Origin of the sequence: Pseudomonas sp. SMN11, assembly GCF_052041945.1 — a bacterium.
In the GTDB taxonomy this organism is placed as follows: domain Bacteria; phylum Pseudomonadota; class Gammaproteobacteria; order Pseudomonadales; family Pseudomonadaceae; genus Aquipseudomonas.
Window position 1 is genome coordinate 140,472 of sequence record NZ_JBKGGW010000006.1, and the last position, 16,031, is coordinate 156,502.

16 protein-coding genes are annotated in these 16,031 nt (G+C 59.6%); all 16 read right to left on the reverse strand.

Going from position 1 to position 16,031, the window contains the following annotated elements; all coding sequences use genetic code 11:
• Positions 1-248: 248 nt before the first annotated feature.
• Positions 249-2,084 carry a glutamine--fructose-6-phosphate transaminase (isomerizing) gene (gene glmS, locus ACLEJU_RS08695; protein WP_435421842.1) on the reverse strand — a complete coding sequence of 612 codons (1,836 nt, stop codon included), beginning with the start codon at positions 2,082-2,084 and terminating at the stop codon, positions 249-251.
• A 2-nt stretch (positions 2,085-2,086) separates the two neighbouring features.
• Positions 2,087-2,863, reverse strand: a complete 777-nt coding sequence (locus ACLEJU_RS08700; protein ID WP_435421843.1) for a DeoR/GlpR family DNA-binding transcription regulator — start codon at positions 2,861-2,863, stop codon at positions 2,087-2,089.
• A 163-nt stretch (positions 2,864-3,026) separates the two neighbouring features.
• Entirely contained in the window at positions 3,027-4,394 is a 1,368-nt protein-coding gene (gene glmU / locus ACLEJU_RS08705) for a bifunctional UDP-N-acetylglucosamine diphosphorylase/glucosamine-1-phosphate N-acetyltransferase GlmU (RefSeq protein WP_435421844.1), read from the reverse strand.
• A 121-nt stretch (positions 4,395-4,515) separates the two neighbouring features.
• The gene (locus ACLEJU_RS08710) at positions 4,516-4,935 is read right to left on the reverse strand and encodes a F0F1 ATP synthase subunit epsilon (protein ID WP_103448396.1); all 420 of its coding nucleotides are present in this window, start codon (positions 4,933-4,935) and stop codon (positions 4,516-4,518) included.
• A 44-nt stretch (positions 4,936-4,979) separates the two neighbouring features.
• Positions 4,980-6,356: a F0F1 ATP synthase subunit beta gene (gene atpD, locus ACLEJU_RS08715; protein ID WP_008092236.1), complete on the reverse strand. Its 1,377-nt coding sequence runs from the start codon at positions 6,354-6,356 to the stop codon at positions 4,980-4,982.
• A 27-nt stretch (positions 6,357-6,383) separates the two neighbouring features.
• Positions 6,384-7,244, reverse strand: a complete 861-nt coding sequence (gene atpG / locus ACLEJU_RS08720) for a F0F1 ATP synthase subunit gamma (RefSeq protein ID WP_013974905.1) — start codon at positions 7,242-7,244, stop codon at positions 6,384-6,386.
• Between the two features lie 48 nt (positions 7,245-7,292).
• Positions 7,293-8,837, reverse strand: coding sequence for a F0F1 ATP synthase subunit alpha (gene atpA / locus ACLEJU_RS08725; RefSeq protein WP_016712768.1), 1,545 nt, complete (start codon positions 8,835-8,837; stop codon positions 7,293-7,295).
• Positions 8,838-8,858: 21 nt separating this feature from the next.
• Entirely contained in the window at positions 8,859-9,395 is a 537-nt protein-coding gene (locus tag ACLEJU_RS08730) for a F0F1 ATP synthase subunit delta (RefSeq protein WP_003253191.1), read from the reverse strand.
• 12 nt (positions 9,396-9,407) lie between these two features.
• Entirely contained in the window at positions 9,408-9,878 is a 471-nt protein-coding gene (locus tag ACLEJU_RS08735; protein ID WP_027917106.1) for a F0F1 ATP synthase subunit B, read from the reverse strand.
• Positions 9,879-9,935: 57 nt separating this feature from the next.
• On the reverse strand, positions 9,936-10,193 hold the full coding sequence (gene atpE, locus ACLEJU_RS08740) for a F0F1 ATP synthase subunit C (protein ID WP_003097235.1): 258 nt from the start codon (positions 10,191-10,193) through the stop codon (positions 9,936-9,938).
• A 143-nt stretch (positions 10,194-10,336) separates the two neighbouring features.
• Positions 10,337-11,206: a F0F1 ATP synthase subunit A gene (gene atpB, locus ACLEJU_RS08745; RefSeq protein WP_400726919.1), complete on the reverse strand. Its 870-nt coding sequence runs from the start codon at positions 11,204-11,206 to the stop codon at positions 10,337-10,339.
• 16 nt (positions 11,207-11,222) lie between these two features.
• A complete protein-coding gene (locus tag ACLEJU_RS08750) occupies positions 11,223-11,630 on the reverse strand; it encodes a F0F1 ATP synthase subunit I (RefSeq protein WP_008092225.1) in 408 nt (135 codons plus the stop codon).
• Between the two features lie 149 nt (positions 11,631-11,779).
• Positions 11,780-12,652 (reverse strand): ParB/RepB/Spo0J family partition protein, encoded by an 873-nt coding sequence (locus ACLEJU_RS08755; protein WP_294327059.1) that lies wholly within the window; start codon positions 12,650-12,652, stop codon positions 11,780-11,782.
• A gap of 9 nt (positions 12,653-12,661) precedes the next feature.
• Positions 12,662-13,453, reverse strand: coding sequence for a ParA family protein (locus ACLEJU_RS08760; RefSeq protein ID WP_060507762.1), 792 nt, complete (start codon positions 13,451-13,453; stop codon positions 12,662-12,664).
• An 18-nt stretch (positions 13,454-13,471) separates the two neighbouring features.
• Positions 13,472-14,122, reverse strand: a complete 651-nt coding sequence (gene rsmG, locus ACLEJU_RS08765) for a 16S rRNA (guanine(527)-N(7))-methyltransferase RsmG (RefSeq protein ID WP_435421845.1) — start codon at positions 14,120-14,122, stop codon at positions 13,472-13,474.
• Complete coding sequence (mnmG, locus tag ACLEJU_RS08770; RefSeq protein WP_435421846.1) at positions 14,119-16,011, reverse strand: tRNA uridine-5-carboxymethylaminomethyl(34) synthesis enzyme MnmG; 1,893 nt, start codon at positions 16,009-16,011, stop codon at positions 14,119-14,121. The genes rsmG and mnmG overlap by 4 nt, the downstream gene beginning before the upstream one ends.
• Positions 16,012-16,031: the final 20 nt, after the last annotated feature.

Consider the following 16,031-nt stretch of genomic DNA (forward strand, 5'->3'; position numbering starts at 1 on the left):
GCGACCCACTCGAACGGAACGAGGCTGGTGTGTCGTGTAAAGAGGACATGCCAGCGAGCGGGCTCAGCCAGGACAACAGTCACAGCGGTGCGTAGAGGATTGTCACCCAAATCTCCAAGGCCTGGCTCCGGCCTGATGTGCGGTCGGGGCCAGCCTTGTGACAACCTTTATTACGTTGTGACAACCTTTATTGTTTTGTGACAACCTTTATTAATCAAAAACACCTTCATCATCGACTGTCGACTCGCTTACTCCACAGTCACCGACTTCGCCAGGTTACGTGGCTGGTCGACGTCAGTACCTTTGAGCACTGCCACGTAGTACGACAGCAACTGCAGCGGGATGGTGTAGAGGATCGGCGCCAGCTCGTCGACGATATGCGGCACCTTGATCACGTGAGTGCCTTCGCCGTTAGTCATGCCGGCATTCTCGTCGGCGAACACCACCAGCTCACCACCGCGGGCACGCACTTCCTGCAGGTTGGACTTGAGCTTCTCCAGCAGTTCGTTGTTCGGCGCCACGGTCACCACTGGCATGTCGTTATCCACTAGCGCCAGCGGGCCGTGCTTGAGCTCACCGGCCGGGTAGGCTTCGGCGTGGATATAGGAAATTTCCTTGAGCTTCAGCGCACCTTCCATCGCCACCGGGTACTGCGCACCACGGCCGAGGAACAGGGTGTGATGCTTGTCGGCGAACAGCTCGGCGGTTTTCTCCACGGTGCTGTCCATCGCCAGGGCCTCACCCAGGCGCGCTGGCAGGCGGCGCAGCTCTTCCACCAGCCCGGCTTCGACGCCCGCTTCGAGGGTGCCACGCACCTGGCCCAGGGCCAGGGTCAGCAGCATCAGCGAAACCAGCTGAGTGGTGAAGGCCTTGGTCGAAGCCACGCCAATCTCCGGGCCGGCCAGGGTCAGCAACGTCAGGTCGGACTCGCGTACCAGCGAGCTGATGCCGACGTTGCAGATGGCCAAGCTACCGAGGAAGCCCAGTTCCTTGGCGTTGCGCAGGGCGGCCAGGGTGTCGGCAGTTTCACCGGACTGGGAGATCGAGACGAACAGGGTGTCTGGCTGCACCACCACCTTGCGATAACGGAACTCGCTGGCCACTTCGACCTGGCAAGGAATGCCAGCCAGGCTTTCCAGCCAGTAACGAGCCACCATGCCGGCGTGGTAGCTGGTACCACAGGCGACGATCTGCACGTTGCGCACTTTGGCGAACAGCTCGGCAGCCTGAGGGCCGAAAGCCTGGACCATCACGTGGTCCTTGCCTAGGCGGCCTTCCAGGGTGCGCTGGACCACGGTCGGCTGCTCGTGGATCTCCTTGAGCATGAAGTGACGATAGGCGCCCTTGTCGGCGGCTTCCGCACCTTCGTGGTACTGCACGGTTTCACGCACCACCGGCTGGCCGGCTTGGTCCCAGATCTTCACCTGATCACGGCGGATCTCGGCGATATCGCCCTCTTCCAGGTACATGAAGCGGTCGGTGACCTGGCGCAGGGCCAGTTGGTCGGAAGCCAGGAAGTTCTCGCCATGGCCCAAGCCGATCACCAGTGGGCTACCACTGCGCGCGGCGACCAGGCGATCAGGCTGTTTCACGCTGATCAGCGCCAGGCCATAGGCACCGTGCAGGCGCTTGACGGCGGATTTCAGCGCATCGGCCAGGTCCGGAATGGTCTTCAGGGTGTGGTGGATCAGATGCACGATGACTTCGGTATCGGTCTGCGAGGTGAAGACGTAACCCAAGCCTTTGAGCTCTTCACGCAGCTCTTCATGGTTCTCGATGATGCCGTTGTGCACCACCGCCACTTCGTTACCAGAGAAGTGTGGGTGGGCGTTGCCTTCAGTCGGTGCACCGTGGGTGGCCCAACGGGTATGGGCGATGCCCAACTGACCGTTCAGCGGCTCGGCAGCAACAGCGGCTTGCAGCTCGGCGACCTTGCCGATGCGGCGGCGGCGTTGCAATTCGCCCTGCTGGGTGTAAACGGCCAGGCCGGCACTGTCGTACCCGCGATACTCAAGACGCTTGAGGCCTTCGATAAGAATGGCAGTGATGTTGCGCTCGGCTACGGCACCAACGATTCCACACATGGTTATTGCTCCTGGCTGATCGCGGCGCAGATCAGGTTGATGCCGCGGGCATGAATCTGTTCGCGTGCCGCTGCGGGCAGGCGTTCGTCTGTAATAAGGGTGTGCACGCTGCCCCAGGGCAGCTCGAGATTGGGGATCTTGCGCCCAACCTTGTCGGACTCGACCATCACGATCACTTCGCGGGCCACCTCGGCCATCACTCGGCTCAAGCCAAGCAACTCATTGAAGGTGGTAGTGCCGCGCTGCAGATCGATGCCATCGGCACCGATGAACAGCTGGTCGAAATCGTAAGAGCGTAGTACCTGCTCGGCGACCTGGCCCTGGAACGACTCCGAATGCGGGTCCCAGGTACCCCCAGTCATCAGCAGCACCGGTTCGTGCTCAACCTCGCTGATGGCGCGGGCCACATTCAACGAGTTGGTCATTACTACCAAGCCGGGCTGACGGCCCAGTTCCGGGATCATGGCGGCGGTAGTGCTGCCGCTGTCGATGATGATCCGCGCATGCTCGCGGATACGCCCAACCGCAGCACGGGCGATAGCCTTCTTGTAGGCAGAGACCGGTTGCGCAGGTTCACTGAGCATCTCCTGCGGTACTGGTACAGCACCGCCGTAGCGGCGCAGCAGCAGGCCGTTTGCTTCCAGCGCGGCAAGGTCCTTGCGAATGGTCACTTCTGACGTTTCGAAACGCTTGGCCAAGGCATCCACGCTCACTTCGCCCTGCTCACTGAGCAGGGCCAGTATGTTATGGCGCCGCTGGGGGGTGTTACGTTTCGACATGGGCGTTTAAGTTTCGATTCGAAAGATAATGATTGCAATCAAAACCTAAGAAGGCCGGCTCGTCAAGGTGTGGATAAATTTTCCTGACCACCCGCCTCCTGTATGGCCAATAAAAAAGCCGACTTATTCACATAAGTCGGCTTTCAAAACAGCTGTGTATAACTCAGCTTTTCTTGATCTTCTCCGGCCGCTTCCAGCCCGAGATGTTGCGCTGGCGTGCACGCGCCACCGCCAAATCACCCGCTTCGACGGCCTGAGTGATCGTCGAACCGGCAGCTGTAGTCGCTCCAGCCTTGATTTCCACAGGCGCCACGAGGGAGTTGTTGGAGCCGATGAACACGTCCTCCCCCATCACGGTCTTGAACTTGTTGGCGCCATCGTAGTTGCAGGTGATGGTACCGGCACCGATATTGGTGCGCGCACCGATCTCGGCATCGCCCAGATAGGTCAAATGACCGGCCTTGGCGCCTTCCCCCAGATGGGCGTTTTTCAGTTCGACGAAGTTACCCACATGGGCCTTGGCTTCCAGCACGCTGCCCGGGCGCAGGCGGGCGAACGGGCCTGCATCGCTACCCTCGCCCATCACCGCGCCGTCGAGGTGAGTGTTGGCCTTGATGATCGCGCCCTTGCGAAGGGTACTGTCCTTGATCACGCAGTTAGGGCCGATCTGCACGTCGTCCTCGATGACCACCTTGCCTTCGAGGATCACATTGATATCGATCAGCACGTCGCGACCAACGGTCACTTGGCCACGTACATCGAAGCGCGCAGGGTCGCGCAGGGTGACACCCTGGGCCATCAGCCGGCGGCCTTCGCGCAGCTGGTAATGACGCTCGAGTTCCGACAGCTGGCGACGGTCATTGGCGCCCTGCACTTCCATCGGGTCGTGCGGCTGTTCGGTAGCGACCACCAACCCGTCGGCCACCGCCATGGCGATGACGTCAGTGAGGTAGTACTCGCCCTGAGCATTGTTGTTCGACAAGCGACCCATCCAGTCAGCCAGGCGCGCGGCCGGCATGGCCAGGATGCCAGTGTTGCCTTCCTTGATCGCCTTCTGTGCTTCGCTGGCGTCCTTGTGCTCGACGATGGCGGTCACCTGGCCTTCGCCATTACGCACGATGCGGCCATAGCCGGTCGGGTCCTGCAGGGTCACGGTGAGCAGGCCCAGCTGCTTGTCGCTGACCTTGGCCAACAGGCGCTGCAGGGTTTCCACTTCGATCAGCGGTACATCGCCATAAAGCACCAGCACCGTGTCAGAGGTGATCGCCGGCAATGCCTGCGCAACGGCATGGCCGGTACCCAGCTGCTTGTCCTGCATGACGAAATTCAGGTCATCGGCTGCCAGGCGCTCACGTACCAGCTCCGCACCGTGGCCGATGACCACGTGAATGCCTTGGGGCTGAAGCTGGCGCGCGCTGTGGATAACGTGGCCGAGCATGGAATTACCGGCAACCGGGTGCAACACCTTGGGCAGCGCCGAGCGCATGCGAGTACCTTGGCCTGCGGCGAGAATGACGATATCGAGGGACATTGGCTGGGTACCGATCCTGGGCGGTCAGTGATGACCGAAGAGGGGAATTCAGAAAAAGAAAAAGGGTAGCCGAGGCTACCCTTTAACTCAATCGCAACGGAAGTATGCGGCCTGAACCGGATTACTTGCCTTTGCGCATTTGCTGGACGGTACGCAGCTGAGCTGCAGCCTCGGCCAGGCGTGCGGCAGCAGCACCATAGTCGAAGTCCGCACTTTTCGCATTCAGGGCGTTCTCAGCAGCCTTGAGGGCTTCCTGAGCCTGAGCTTCGTCCAGGTCGGCAGCGCGCTGCACGGTGTCGGCAAGAACCTTGACCATGTTCGGCTGCACTTCGAGGAAACCACCGGAGATGTAGAACACCTCACGATCGCCACCTTGCTTGGTCAGCGTGATCGGACCCGGCTTGAGATTGGTGATCAGCGGGGCGTGGCCTGGAGCGATACCAAGATCGCCCAGGTTGCCGTGCGCTACTACCATCTCGACCAGGCCGGAGAAAATTTCTCCTTCCGCGCTGACGATATCGCAATGGACTGTCATAGCCATCTGCTTGCCTCAACCTGATTAGCGCCCCTTGCGGGGCGCCGGGATTACAGTTTCTTGGCTTTCTCGATCGCTTCGTCGATGCTGCCGACCATGTAGAACGCTTGTTCTGGCAGGTGGTCGTAGTCACCTTTGAGGATGCCGCTGAAGCCAGCGATGGTGTCTTTCAGGGAAACGTACTTGCCTGGCGAACCGGTGAAGACTTCGGCCACGAAGAACGGCTGCGACAGGAAGCGCTGGATCTTACGAGCGCGGGCTACCAGTTGCTTGTCGCTTTCGGACAGTTCGTCCATACCCAGGATCGCGATGATGTCCTTCAGCTCTTTGTAGCGCTGCAGAACATACTGAACGCCACGAGCAGTGTCGTAGTGTTCGTTGCCGATCACGTTCGGGTCCAGCTGGCGCGAAGTCGAGTCCAGTGGGTCGACCGCTGGGTAGATACCCAGGGAGGCGATGTCACGGGACAGAACGACGGTGGCGTCCAAGTGGGCGAAGGTGGTCGCTGGCGACGGGTCGGTCAGGTCGTCCGCAGGTACGTATACGGCCTGAACGGAGGTGATCGAACCTTCTTTGGTCGAAGTGATACGCTCTTGCAGAACGCCCATCTCTTCGGCCAGGGTCGGCTGGTAACCTACTGCGGAAGGCATACGGCCCAGCAGTGCGGATACTTCAGTACCGGCCAGGGTGTAACGATAGATGTTGTCGACGAACAGCAGAACGTCGTTACCTTCGTCACGGAACTTCTCAGCCATGGTCAGGCCGGTCAGCGCTACGCGCAGACGGTTTCCTGGTGGCTCGTTCATCTGACCGTAGACCAGCGCTACTTTGTCGAGAACGTTGGAGTCCTTCATCTCGTGGTAGAAGTCGTTACCCTCACGAGTACGCTCACCCACACCAGCGAACACGGAGTAACCGCTGTGTTCCATGGCGATGTTACGGATCAGTTCCATCATGTTTACGGTCTTGCCGACACCGGCACCACCGAACAGACCAACTTTACCACCCTTGGCGAACGGGCAAACCAGGTCGATAACCTTGATGCCGGTTTCCAGCAGGTCGTTGCCGCCTGCCTGGTCAGCGAACGAAGGCGCTGGCTGGTGGATACCGCGACGCTCTTCTTCGCCGATCGGACCGGCTTCGTCGATCGGGTTGCCCAGTACGTCCATGATACGGCCCAGAGTGGCCTTACCAACTGGAACGGAAATGGCAGCACCGGTGTCAACGACATCCAGACCGCGCTTCAGGCCTTCGGTCGAGCCCATCGCAATGGTACGAACCACGCCGTCGCCCAGCTGCTGCTGAACTTCGAGGGTGGTTTCCGCGCCTTGTACTTTCAGCGCGTTGTAAACACTCGGTACGACGTCACGTGGGAATTCCACGTCGATGACGGCGCCGATGATTTGAACGATACGTCCGCTACTCATAGCTGGATCCTCTGAATTTTTGAACCGTTAAACCGCGGCAGCGCCGCCGACGATTTCCGAGATCTCCTGGGTGATCGCAGCCTGACGCGCCTTGTTGTAGATCAACTGCAGCTCTTTGATCAAATCACCGGCGTTGTCTGTGGCGTTCTTCATGGCGATCATCCGGGCCGCTTGTTCAGCAGCGTTGTTCTCGACCACCGCCTGGTATACCTGCGACTCCACGTAACGCACCATCAAGCCGTCCAGCAGCTCTTTTGCGTCGGGTTCGTACAGGTAATCCCAGTGATGCTTGAGATCCTGATCCGGGGTTGCCACCAACGGTACCAATTGCTCGACCGTCGGTTTTTGGGTCATGGTGTTGATGAACTTGTTCGAAACCACCGAAAGGCGATCGATACGGCCGTCCAGGTAGGCGTCCAGCATCACTTTGACGGAGCCGATCAGATCGTTGATCGATGGCTCTTCGCCCAGGTGGCTGATCGCGGCTACGACGTTGCCGCCAAAGATGCGGAAGAAAGTCGCACCCTTGCTGCCGATCACGCACAGGTCGATTTCAACGCCCTGTTCGCGGTTTTCGTTCATGTCCTTGACCAGGGCCTTGAACAGGTTGGTGTTCAAGCCACCGCACAGACCACGGTCACTGCTCACCACGATATAACCGGCGCGCTTTACAGGGCGCTCGATCATGAACGGGTGGCGGTATTCCGGGTTGGCGTTGGCCAGATGACCGATCACCTGGCGGATACGCTCCGCGTAAGGACGGCTAGCAGCCATGCGCATTTGTGCCTTGCGCATCTTGCTGACCGCCACTTTCTCCATGGCGCTGGTAATTTTTTGCGTGCTTTTGATGCTCGCAATCTTACTGCGAATCTCTTTTGCGCCTGCCATGTATCACCTATCAGGTTAGCAAGCGGGGGCCTGGGCCCCCGCTGCGGCTTACCAGGTCTGGGTGGCCTTGAACTTCTCGATACCGGCTTTCAGGCCAGCGTCGATTTCGTCGTTGAAGTCACCCTTCACGTTGATCTTCGCCATCAGTTCGGCGTGATCGCGGTTGAAGAAGGCGATCAGTGCTTGCTCGAAGCTGCCGATCTTGGAGACTTCTACGTCAGTCAGGAAACCACGCTCAGCGGCGTACAGCGACAGGGCCATGTCGGCGATCGACATTGGCGCGTACTGCTTCTGCTTCATCAGCTCGGTTACGCGCTGACCATGCTCCAGCTGCTTGCGGGTCGCTTCGTCCAGATCGGAAGCGAACTGGGCGAATGCAGCCAGTTCACGGTACTGAGCCAGAGCGGTACGAATACCACCGGACAGCTTCTTGATGATCTTGGTCTGAGCGGCACCACCTACGCGGGACACCGAAACACCGGCGTTCACTGCAGGGCGGATGCCCGAGTTGAACATGGCCGATTCCAGGAAGATCTGACCGTCGGTGATGGAAATCACGTTGGTCGGAACGAACGCGGAAACGTCGCCAGCCTGGGTTTCGATGATCGGCAGGGCGGTCAGGGAACCGGTCTTGCCAGTGACTGCGCCGTTGGTGAACTTCTCGACGTACTCTTCCGAAACGCGCGATGCACGCTCCAGCAGACGGGAGTGGAGATAGAACACGTCGCCTGGGTACGCTTCACGTCCTGGTGGACGGCGCAGCAGCAGGGAGATCTGACGGTAGGCAACGGCCTGCTTGGACAGGTCATCGTAAACGATCAGGGCGTCTTCACCGCGGTCACGGAAGAACTCGCCCATGGTGCAGCCGGCGTATGGCGCCAGGAACTGCAGTGCGGCGGATTCCGAAGCACTGGCAACGACCACGATGGTGTTGGCCAGGGCGCCGGCTTCTTCCAGCTTGCGAACGATGTTGGCAACGGTGGAACGCTTCTGGCCGACAGCAACATAAACACAGAAAATACCGGAGTCTTTCTGGTTGATGATGGCGTCGATGGCCATGGCGGTCTTGCCGATCTGACGGTCACCGATGATCAGCTCGCGCTGGCCACGGCCGACAGGGATCATGGCGTCGACGGACTTGTAGCCAGTCTGTACAGGCTGGTCTACCGACTTACGCCAGATCACGCCTGGAGCTACTTTCTCGACCGCGTCGGTCTGAGTGTTGCCCAGAGGACCTTTGCCGTCGATCGGGTTGCCCAGTGCGTCAACGACGCGACCCAGCAGTTCCTTACCAACCGGAACTTCCAGGATGCGGCCGGTGCACTTGGCGCTCATGCCTTCGGCGAGGGTGTCATAGGCACCCAGGATCACTGCACCTACGGAGTCTTGCTCCAGGTTCAGGGCCATGCCGAATACGCTGCCAGGGAACTCGATCATTTCGCCGTACATGACGTCGGCCAGACCGTGGATCCGCACGATACCGTCGGATACCGAAACAACGGTACCTTCGTTGCGGGCTTGGGAGCTCACATCGAGGTTGTCGATGCGGCCCTTGATGATTTCACTAATTTCGGAAGGATTGAGTTGCTGCATTGCTCTGCTGCCCCTTCAAACTCAAGATTTCAATGCTTCGGCCAGTTTCGCGATCTTGCCGCGAACAGAGCCATCGATTACCAGGTCACCAGCGCGGATGACGACGCCGCCAATCAGGCTGGCATCCTCCGACGCGTGCAGGCGAACTTCCTGGCCTAGCCGTGCACTGAGAACCTTGGCGAGTTTGTCTTGCTGTTCTTGGTTCAACGCGAAGGCACTGGTGACTTCCACGTCCACGGATTTCTCTTGCTCGGCCTTGTACAGGTCGAACAGGGCGGCAATCTCCGGCAGAAGCAGGAGACGGTCGTTTTCCGCGGCAACATGAATGAAATTCTGTGCCTGTGCATTGAACTTGTCACCGCACACGTCAATGAACGTGGCGGCCTTTTCTGCGCTCGTCAGTCGCGGGGCCTTGAGCAGGCGCTGCATGGTGTCGTCTTGCGACACCGCAGCAGCCAGGCCGAGCATGGCTGACCAATTGGCCAGTTGCTGATGGGCCTGGGCATGCTCAAAGGCAGCCTTAGCGTAAGGTCGGGCCAACGTGGTCAGTTCTGCCATGATCGCCCTCGCTTAAATTTCAGCGGCCAGTTTGTTAACCAGCTCCGCATGCGCGTTTTGATCGATTGTGGCGCCAAGGATCTTTTCAGCACCGCCAACAGCCAGGGCACCCACTTGGGCACGCAGGGCGTCTTTAGCGCTGTTCAGTTCCTGTTCGATCTCGGCCAGAGCCTGAGCCTTCACACGGTCAGCTTCGACGCGGGCCTGGTCACGGGCTTCCTCGACAAGCTGAGCAGCGCGTTTCTTGCTTTGCTCAATGATTTCGGCTGCCTGTGCTTTAGCTTCACGCAGTTGCTGACCCACTTTCTCTTGGGCCAGCTCCAGGTCGCGAGCTGCGCGGTTGGCAGCGTCCAAGCCGTCGGCAATCTTCTTTTGACGCTCTTGCAGAGCAGTGATGACCGGAGGCCATACGTACTTCATGCAGAAGAGTACAAAAATCAGGAAGGCAACGGATTGGCCAATCAGGGTTGCATTAATGTTCACGCCAACACCTCGCTCGGTCTTAATTCATCACAGCCATCAACTCGTGGTTACGAGTGATTAGCCGGCGATCTGACCAACGAACGGATTCGCGAAGGTGAAGAACAGAGCGATACCAACACCGATCATGGTTACGGCGTCGAGCAGACCGGCAACGATGAACATTTTGACCTGCAGCATTGGAACCATTTCAGGCTGACGAGCAGCGCCTTCCAGGAATTTGCCGCCCAGCAGGCCGAAACCAATGGCGGTACCCAGAGCACCCAGGCCGATCAGCAGAGCAACAGCGATAGCGGTCAGACCAACTACAGTTTCCATCTTTCCTCCCGACTTTTACGTCGTATTGGTTAGGTTTTTAAGTTGAAGCGGTAAAACAAATCGTTTGGTACAGCTGCCCTTGCGGACTTTTAAAGCCCTCCCCCCAAACGAGCGGGGAAGGCTACAAGACACGCCAGGCGGTCTTAATGGTTATCTTCATGAGCCATCGACAGGTAGACGATGGTCAGCATCATGAAGATGAAAGCTTGCAGCGTGATGATCAGGATGTGGAACACAGCCCACGCCCACTGCAGCACGATACCCAGGCCGCTCAGCCAGAGGATGCCGGCGCCGAACATCACGGCGATCAGGATGAACACCAGCTCGCCGGCGTACATGTTGCCGAAAAGACGCAGTGCCAGCGAGATCGGCTTGGCGATCAGGGTGACGAATTCCAGCAGGAAGTTCACCGGGATCAGCAGGATCTGAACGAAGATGTTCTTGCTGCCGAACGGGTGCAGGGTGAGCTCACCAATGAAGCCGCCCAGGCCCTTGACCTTGATGCTGTAGAAGATGATCAGGGCGAACACGCTGAAGGCCATGGCCAGGGTCGCGTTCGGGTCGGTGGTCGACACGGCGCGGAACGGAATGTGCGGATCACCGGAGATCAGCATGGCGAGCTGAGGAATCCAGTCGACCGGTACCAGGTCGATGGCGTTCATCAGGAACACCCAGACGAAGATGGTCAGCGCCAGCGGAGCAATTACCGGGCTGCGGCCGTGGAAGGAGTCCTTCACGCTGCCGTTGACGAAGTCCACCAGCACTTCAACGAAGTTCTGCAGGCCGCCTGGTTGGCCGGAAGTCGCCTTCTTGGCCGCCATGCGGAAGATGAACAGGAAGATCAGACCCAGCGCGACGGACCAACCCAGGGTGTCCAGGTGGAACGCCCAGAAGCCCATTGCCTTGGCTTCTGCAGCCGAATGGGCAAAGCCCCAGCTGCCGTCTGGTAGTTGACCGTAGGTCAGGTTCTGCAAGTGGTGCTGGATATAGCCCGAAGCGGTTTCTGCTGCCATGGTTGCCTCAAACGCCCTAAGGTCTCGAAAGTCTTTTATTCATCAGCAGGGGCGCGAACCAGCTGACCAAAAGGGTCAACACGAAGACGCCGAATACTGCTAACGGCGCCAGTGGCTTCACTCCTGCGAAGGTCAGTGCAAAGAGCACTGCCGTCAAAATCATCTTGCCTGCTTCGCCCGCGTAAAACGACTTGACGATAGCTTGTGCCGCCCGAGCTCCGCTGAAGCGAAAAGCCTTCCAGGCGAAATACACATTGGGCAGCCAGGCAATCAAACCTCCGCAAAGGCCTGAATATCCACTGACCGCCCCTTTCCACTGCCACAACACCAAAGTTGCCAGCAGTAGTACGACGAATTGAGCCAGCAGTACCGGAAAAACCGCCCAGCGATGGAAAGGCAGGCGGTTTGGCGTGCGGATTTCCATCACAACTGCTCCTCGGAAGTCGACCAACAAGTCAGCTATGACTTGGCATAATTTGTGCCGACAAAATGCGCGCAGAGTATAGGGGTGGATTAACCCCTATTCAACTCTTCGGTAGTGATTTCCGACTGTTCGCTACAACGGGAATTGTTTCAGCGGATGTGAGCAAGCACGCCTTGCAACTCGTCAAGCGAGTTGTAGCGAATAACCAATTGGCCTTTGCCCTTGTTGCCGTGGCGTATCTGCACGGCAGAGCCCAGGCGCTCTGCGAGCCGCTGTTCAAGGCGCGCGATGTCCGGATCAGGTTTGCTCGGTTCGACCGGATCAGGCTTGCCATTGAGCCACTGACGGACCAGTGCCTCGGTTTGGCGCACGGTGAGGCCGCGTGCGACAACATGACGCGCCCCCTCTTCCTGACGATCTTCCTCGAGGCCGAGCAAGGCGCGGGCGTGGCCCATTTCCAGATCGCCGTGGGCGAGCATGGTCTTGATCGCCTCGGGCAGCGAGATCAGGCGCAGCAGGTTGGCCACGGTTACCCGCGACTTGCCCACGGCATCGGCCACCTGTTGCTGGGTCAGCTCGAACTCCTGCTGCAGGCGCTGCAGGGCCAGGGCTTCTTCCAGCGGGTTGAGGTCCTCGCGCTGGATGTTCTCGATCAGCGCCATGGCGATGGCGGCTTCATCCGGCACTTCGCGCACCATCGCCGGGATGGTGTCGAGACCGGCCTGCTGGGTGGCGCGCCAGCGGCGCTCACCGGCAATGATCTCATAGCGGCTACCGTCGATCGGGCGAACCACGATCGGCTGCATCACACCGTGGTTGCGAATCGAGTGCGCGAGTTCTTCGAGTGCCTCGGGGTCCATGTCGCGGCGCGGCTGGTACTTGCCGCGCTGGATCAGTTCGACGGGCAGGTGTTGCAGTTCTTTCTGGTCGATCGTCACAGCCTGCTCTTCGAGCGCGCTGACGGAAGGACCACTGAGCAGTGCATCCAACCCACGTCCGAGACCCCGTTTCTTAACGGCCATGCGGATTCCTTAAGTTGTTTGTGCAGTGCGAGATTGACGGCGTTGACGGCGTACCAGTTCCCCGGCCAGGGCCAGATAGGCCAGTGCGCCACGCGATTGCTTGTCGTAGGCCAGCGCCGGCATGCCGAAGCTCGGTGCCTCGGCCAGGCGGATGTTGCGCGGAATGACCGTGTCGTACAGTTGCTCGCCGAAGTGTTCCTTGAGCTGCGCCGACACATCGTTGTTCAGGCTCAGGCGCGGGTCGTACATGGTCCGCAGCAGGCCTTCGATCTTCAGCTGCGGGTTCAACCGCGCTGCGATGCGCTTGATGTTATCCACAAGGTCGCTGAGACCTTCCAGTGCGTAGTACTCGCACTGCATCGGGATGATCACGCCATCGGAGGCGACCAGCGCGTTGAGCGTCAGCATGGACAGCGACGGCGGGCAATCGATGAGGATGAAATCGTAGTTTTCGCGGATCGGCGCCAGCGCGTTGCGCAGGCGACTCTCCTTGACCTGCATTTCCAGCAGCACCACTTCCGCGGCGGTCAGGTCGCGGTTGGCCGGCAGCAGCTGGTAGGCGCCATGCTCGGAATAGTGCATGGCCTGGGCAAGGTCGCATTCCCCGATCAGCAGGTCATAGACCGAATGCTCGAGTTCGTGTTTGTCCACACCGCTGCCCATGGTCGCGTTGCCCTGCGGATCGAGGTCGATCAGCAGCACACGACGCTTGGTCGCGGCCAGCGATGCTGCGAGGTTGATACAGGTGGTGGTCTTGCCGACACCACCTTTCTGGTTCGCGATTGCGAATACCTTAGCCATTGTTGCGTGTGTTCCCAATCAAGCCTTGCGGCGCAGTATCAGCAGATGGCGCTGGCCCTGGCAACCTGGAACGGTCAGGGCCTGCTCGCTTTCCACTGTGAAGTCTGCGGGCAATGCTACCAGTTCATCGGCAGGATGCAGCCCCTTCATTGCAAGCCATTGCGTCCCGGTGTCGCCCAGATGGCGGGTCCAGTTGGTGAAGTTCTCCATGCTGCTGAAGGCGCGGGAGATGATTCCGCTGAACGGTAGCGACGGCTGGAAGGCTTCGACCCGGCTGTGGATAACCGTGAGGTTGTCCAGTTTCAGTTCCATCTTCACCTGGGTCAGGAAGCGCGTCTTCTTGCCATTGGCGTCCAGCACCGTCACCTGCTTGCGCGGATGCAGGATAGCCAAAGGAATGCCGGGCATGCCACCGCCGCTGCCAACATCCAGCCAGTTGTCACGCTCGCTGTGGATAAACGACATGACGCTGAGGCTGTCGAGCAGATGGCGGGAAACCATCTCGTCCGGGTCGCGCACGGCAGTGAGGTTGTAGGCTTTGTTCCATTTGATCAACAGGGCCAGGTAGCCCAGCAGCTTCTCGTGCTGCTCGGCGCTCAGCTCGACACCGAGCTGGCGCGCGCCTGTGGACAACTCTTCGGCATGTTGCGGGGTGACCAGGGAACTCAAGCGCTTTGCTCCAATTCGCGGCCAGCGCCGCGTTTTTTCAGATGAATCAGCAACAGGGAAATCGCCGCCGGAGTAACGCCAGGGATGCGCGAAGCCTGGCCCAGGGTCTCCGGACGGGTCTGGCCAAGCTTGCTTTGGATTTCCTTCGACAGTCCGGAAATCGTGGTGTAGTCGATATCCACAGGCAGACGGGTGTCTTCGCTGGCGCGCAGGCGGGCGATCTCGTCCTGCTGACGGTCGATGTAACCGGCGTACTTGGTCTTGATTTCGACCTGTTCGGCAACCTGTGGATCGATTTCCGCACCGCCGGTCGCTTCGATCAGCCCGGCATAGTCGATCTCTGGACGGGCCAGCAGGTTGAGCAGGCTGTACTCGTGAGCCAACGGGGTACCGAACTTATCCACAATGGCTTGGCCTTGCTCGGTGTTCGGGCGCACCCAAGTCGACTTCAGACGCTGTTCTTCACGTTCGATGCCGTCGCGCTTGGCGCAGAATGCTGCCCAGCGATCGTCGTCGATCAGGCCGAGCTCGCGACCTTTCTCGGTCAGGCGCAGGTCGGCGTTGTCTTCGCGCAGGATCAGCCGGTATTCGGCGCGCGAAGTGAACATGCGGTACGGCTCCTGAGTACCCAGGGTAATCAGGTCGTCGACCAGTACGCCGATGTACGCCTCGTCGCGACGCGGGCACCAGCTTTCGCGGCCTTGCGCACGCAACGCGGCGTTGGTCCCGGCCAGCAGGCCTTGGGCGCCGGCTTCTTCGTAGCCGGTGGTGCCGTTGATCTGGCCGGCGAAGAAAAGGCCACCGATGACTTTGGTCTCGAGGCTGTACTTCAGGTCACGCGGGTCGAAGTAGTCGTACTCGATGGCGTAGCCCGGGCGAACGATATGGGCGTTTTCCATACCGCGGATCGAGCGCACCAGCTCCAGCTGCACATCGAACGGCAGCGAAGTGGAAATACCGTTGGGGTACAGCTCGTGGGTGGTCAGGCCTTCCGGCTCGATGAACACCTGGTGGCTTTCCTTGTCGGCGAAGCGGTGGATCTTGTCTTCGATCGACGGGCAATAGCGCGGGCCGACACCTTCGATCACCCCAGAGTACATCGGCGAACGGTCAAGGTTCGAGGCAATGATCTCGTGGGTGCGGGCGTTGGTATGGGTAATCCAGCAGCTCACCTGGCGCGGGTGCATCTCGGCATTGCCCATGAACGACATCACCGGGATCGGCGTGTCGCCAGGCTGCTCGGTCATGACCGAAAAGTCTACGGAACGCCCATCGATACGCGGAGGAGTACCGGTTTTCAGCCGGCCGACGCGCAGTGGCAGTTCACGCATGCGGTGAGCCAGAGCAATCGATGGCGGGTCGCCGGCGCGTCCACCGGAATGGTTCTGCAGACCGATGTGGATAAGGCCACCGAGGAAAGTACCGGTGGTCAGCACCACGGATTCGGCGAAGAAGCGCAGACCCATCTGGGTCACTACGCCTTTGACCTGGTCCTGTTCGACGATCAGGTCATCACAGGACTGCTGGAATATCCACAGGTTTGGCTGGTTTTCCAGGATCTCGCGTACCACCGCCTTGTAGATGGCGCGGTCGGCTTGCGCACGGGTGGCGCGTACGGCCGGGCCCTTGCGGTTATTCAGGATGCGGAACTGGATGCCGCTCTTGTCGGTGGCCAGCGCCATGGCGCCGCCGAGTGCATCGATCTCTTTGACCAGATGGCTTTTACCGATACCGCCAATGGCGGGGTTGCAACTCATGTGACCGAGGGTTTCCACGTTATGGGTCAACAGCAGGGTTTTCACACCCATGCGTGCTGACGCAAGCGCAGCCTCGGTACCGGCATGGCCGCCGCCGATGACGATCACTTCAAAACGGGAAGGGAAATCCACCACGCACCTCGTGCCTGTTT

Bases quoted from the DNA above. Each gene is read 5' to 3' on its own strand.
- glmS (WP_435421842.1), bottom strand. From the start codon at position 2,084: ATGTGTGGAATCGTTGGTGCCGTAGCCGAGCGCAACATCACTGCCATT.
- ACLEJU_RS08700 (WP_435421843.1), bottom strand. From the start codon at position 2,863: ATGTCGAAACGTAACACCCCCCAGCGGCGCCATAACATACTGGCCCTG.
- glmU (WP_435421844.1), bottom strand. From the start codon at position 4,394: ATGTCCCTCGATATCGTCATTCTCGCCGCAGGCCAAGGTACTCGCATG.
- ACLEJU_RS08710 (WP_103448396.1), bottom strand. From the start codon at position 4,935: ATGGCTATGACAGTCCATTGCGATATCGTCAGCGCGGAAGGAGAAATT.
- atpD (WP_008092236.1), bottom strand. From the start codon at position 6,356: ATGAGTAGCGGACGTATCGTTCAAATCATCGGCGCCGTCATCGACGTG.
- atpG (WP_013974905.1), bottom strand. From the start codon at position 7,244: ATGGCAGGCGCAAAAGAGATTCGCAGTAAGATTGCGAGCATCAAAAGC.
- atpA (WP_016712768.1), bottom strand. From the start codon at position 8,837: ATGCAGCAACTCAATCCTTCCGAAATTAGTGAAATCATCAAGGGCCGC.
- ACLEJU_RS08730 (WP_003253191.1), bottom strand. From the start codon at position 9,395: ATGGCAGAACTGACCACGTTGGCCCGACCTTACGCTAAGGCTGCCTTT.
- atpE (WP_003097235.1), bottom strand. From the start codon at position 10,193: ATGGAAACTGTAGTTGGTCTGACCGCTATCGCTGTTGCTCTGCTGATC.
- atpB (WP_400726919.1), bottom strand. From the start codon at position 11,206: ATGGCAGCAGAAACCGCTTCGGGCTATATCCAGCACCACTTGCAGAAC.
- ACLEJU_RS08750 (WP_008092225.1), bottom strand. From the start codon at position 11,630: ATGGAAATCCGCACGCCAAACCGCCTGCCTTTCCATCGCTGGGCGGTT.
- ACLEJU_RS08755 (WP_294327059.1), bottom strand. From the start codon at position 12,652: ATGGCCGTTAAGAAACGGGGTCTCGGACGTGGGTTGGATGCACTGCTC.
- ACLEJU_RS08760 (WP_060507762.1), bottom strand. From the start codon at position 13,453: ATGGCTAAGGTATTCGCAATCGCGAACCAGAAAGGTGGTGTCGGCAAG.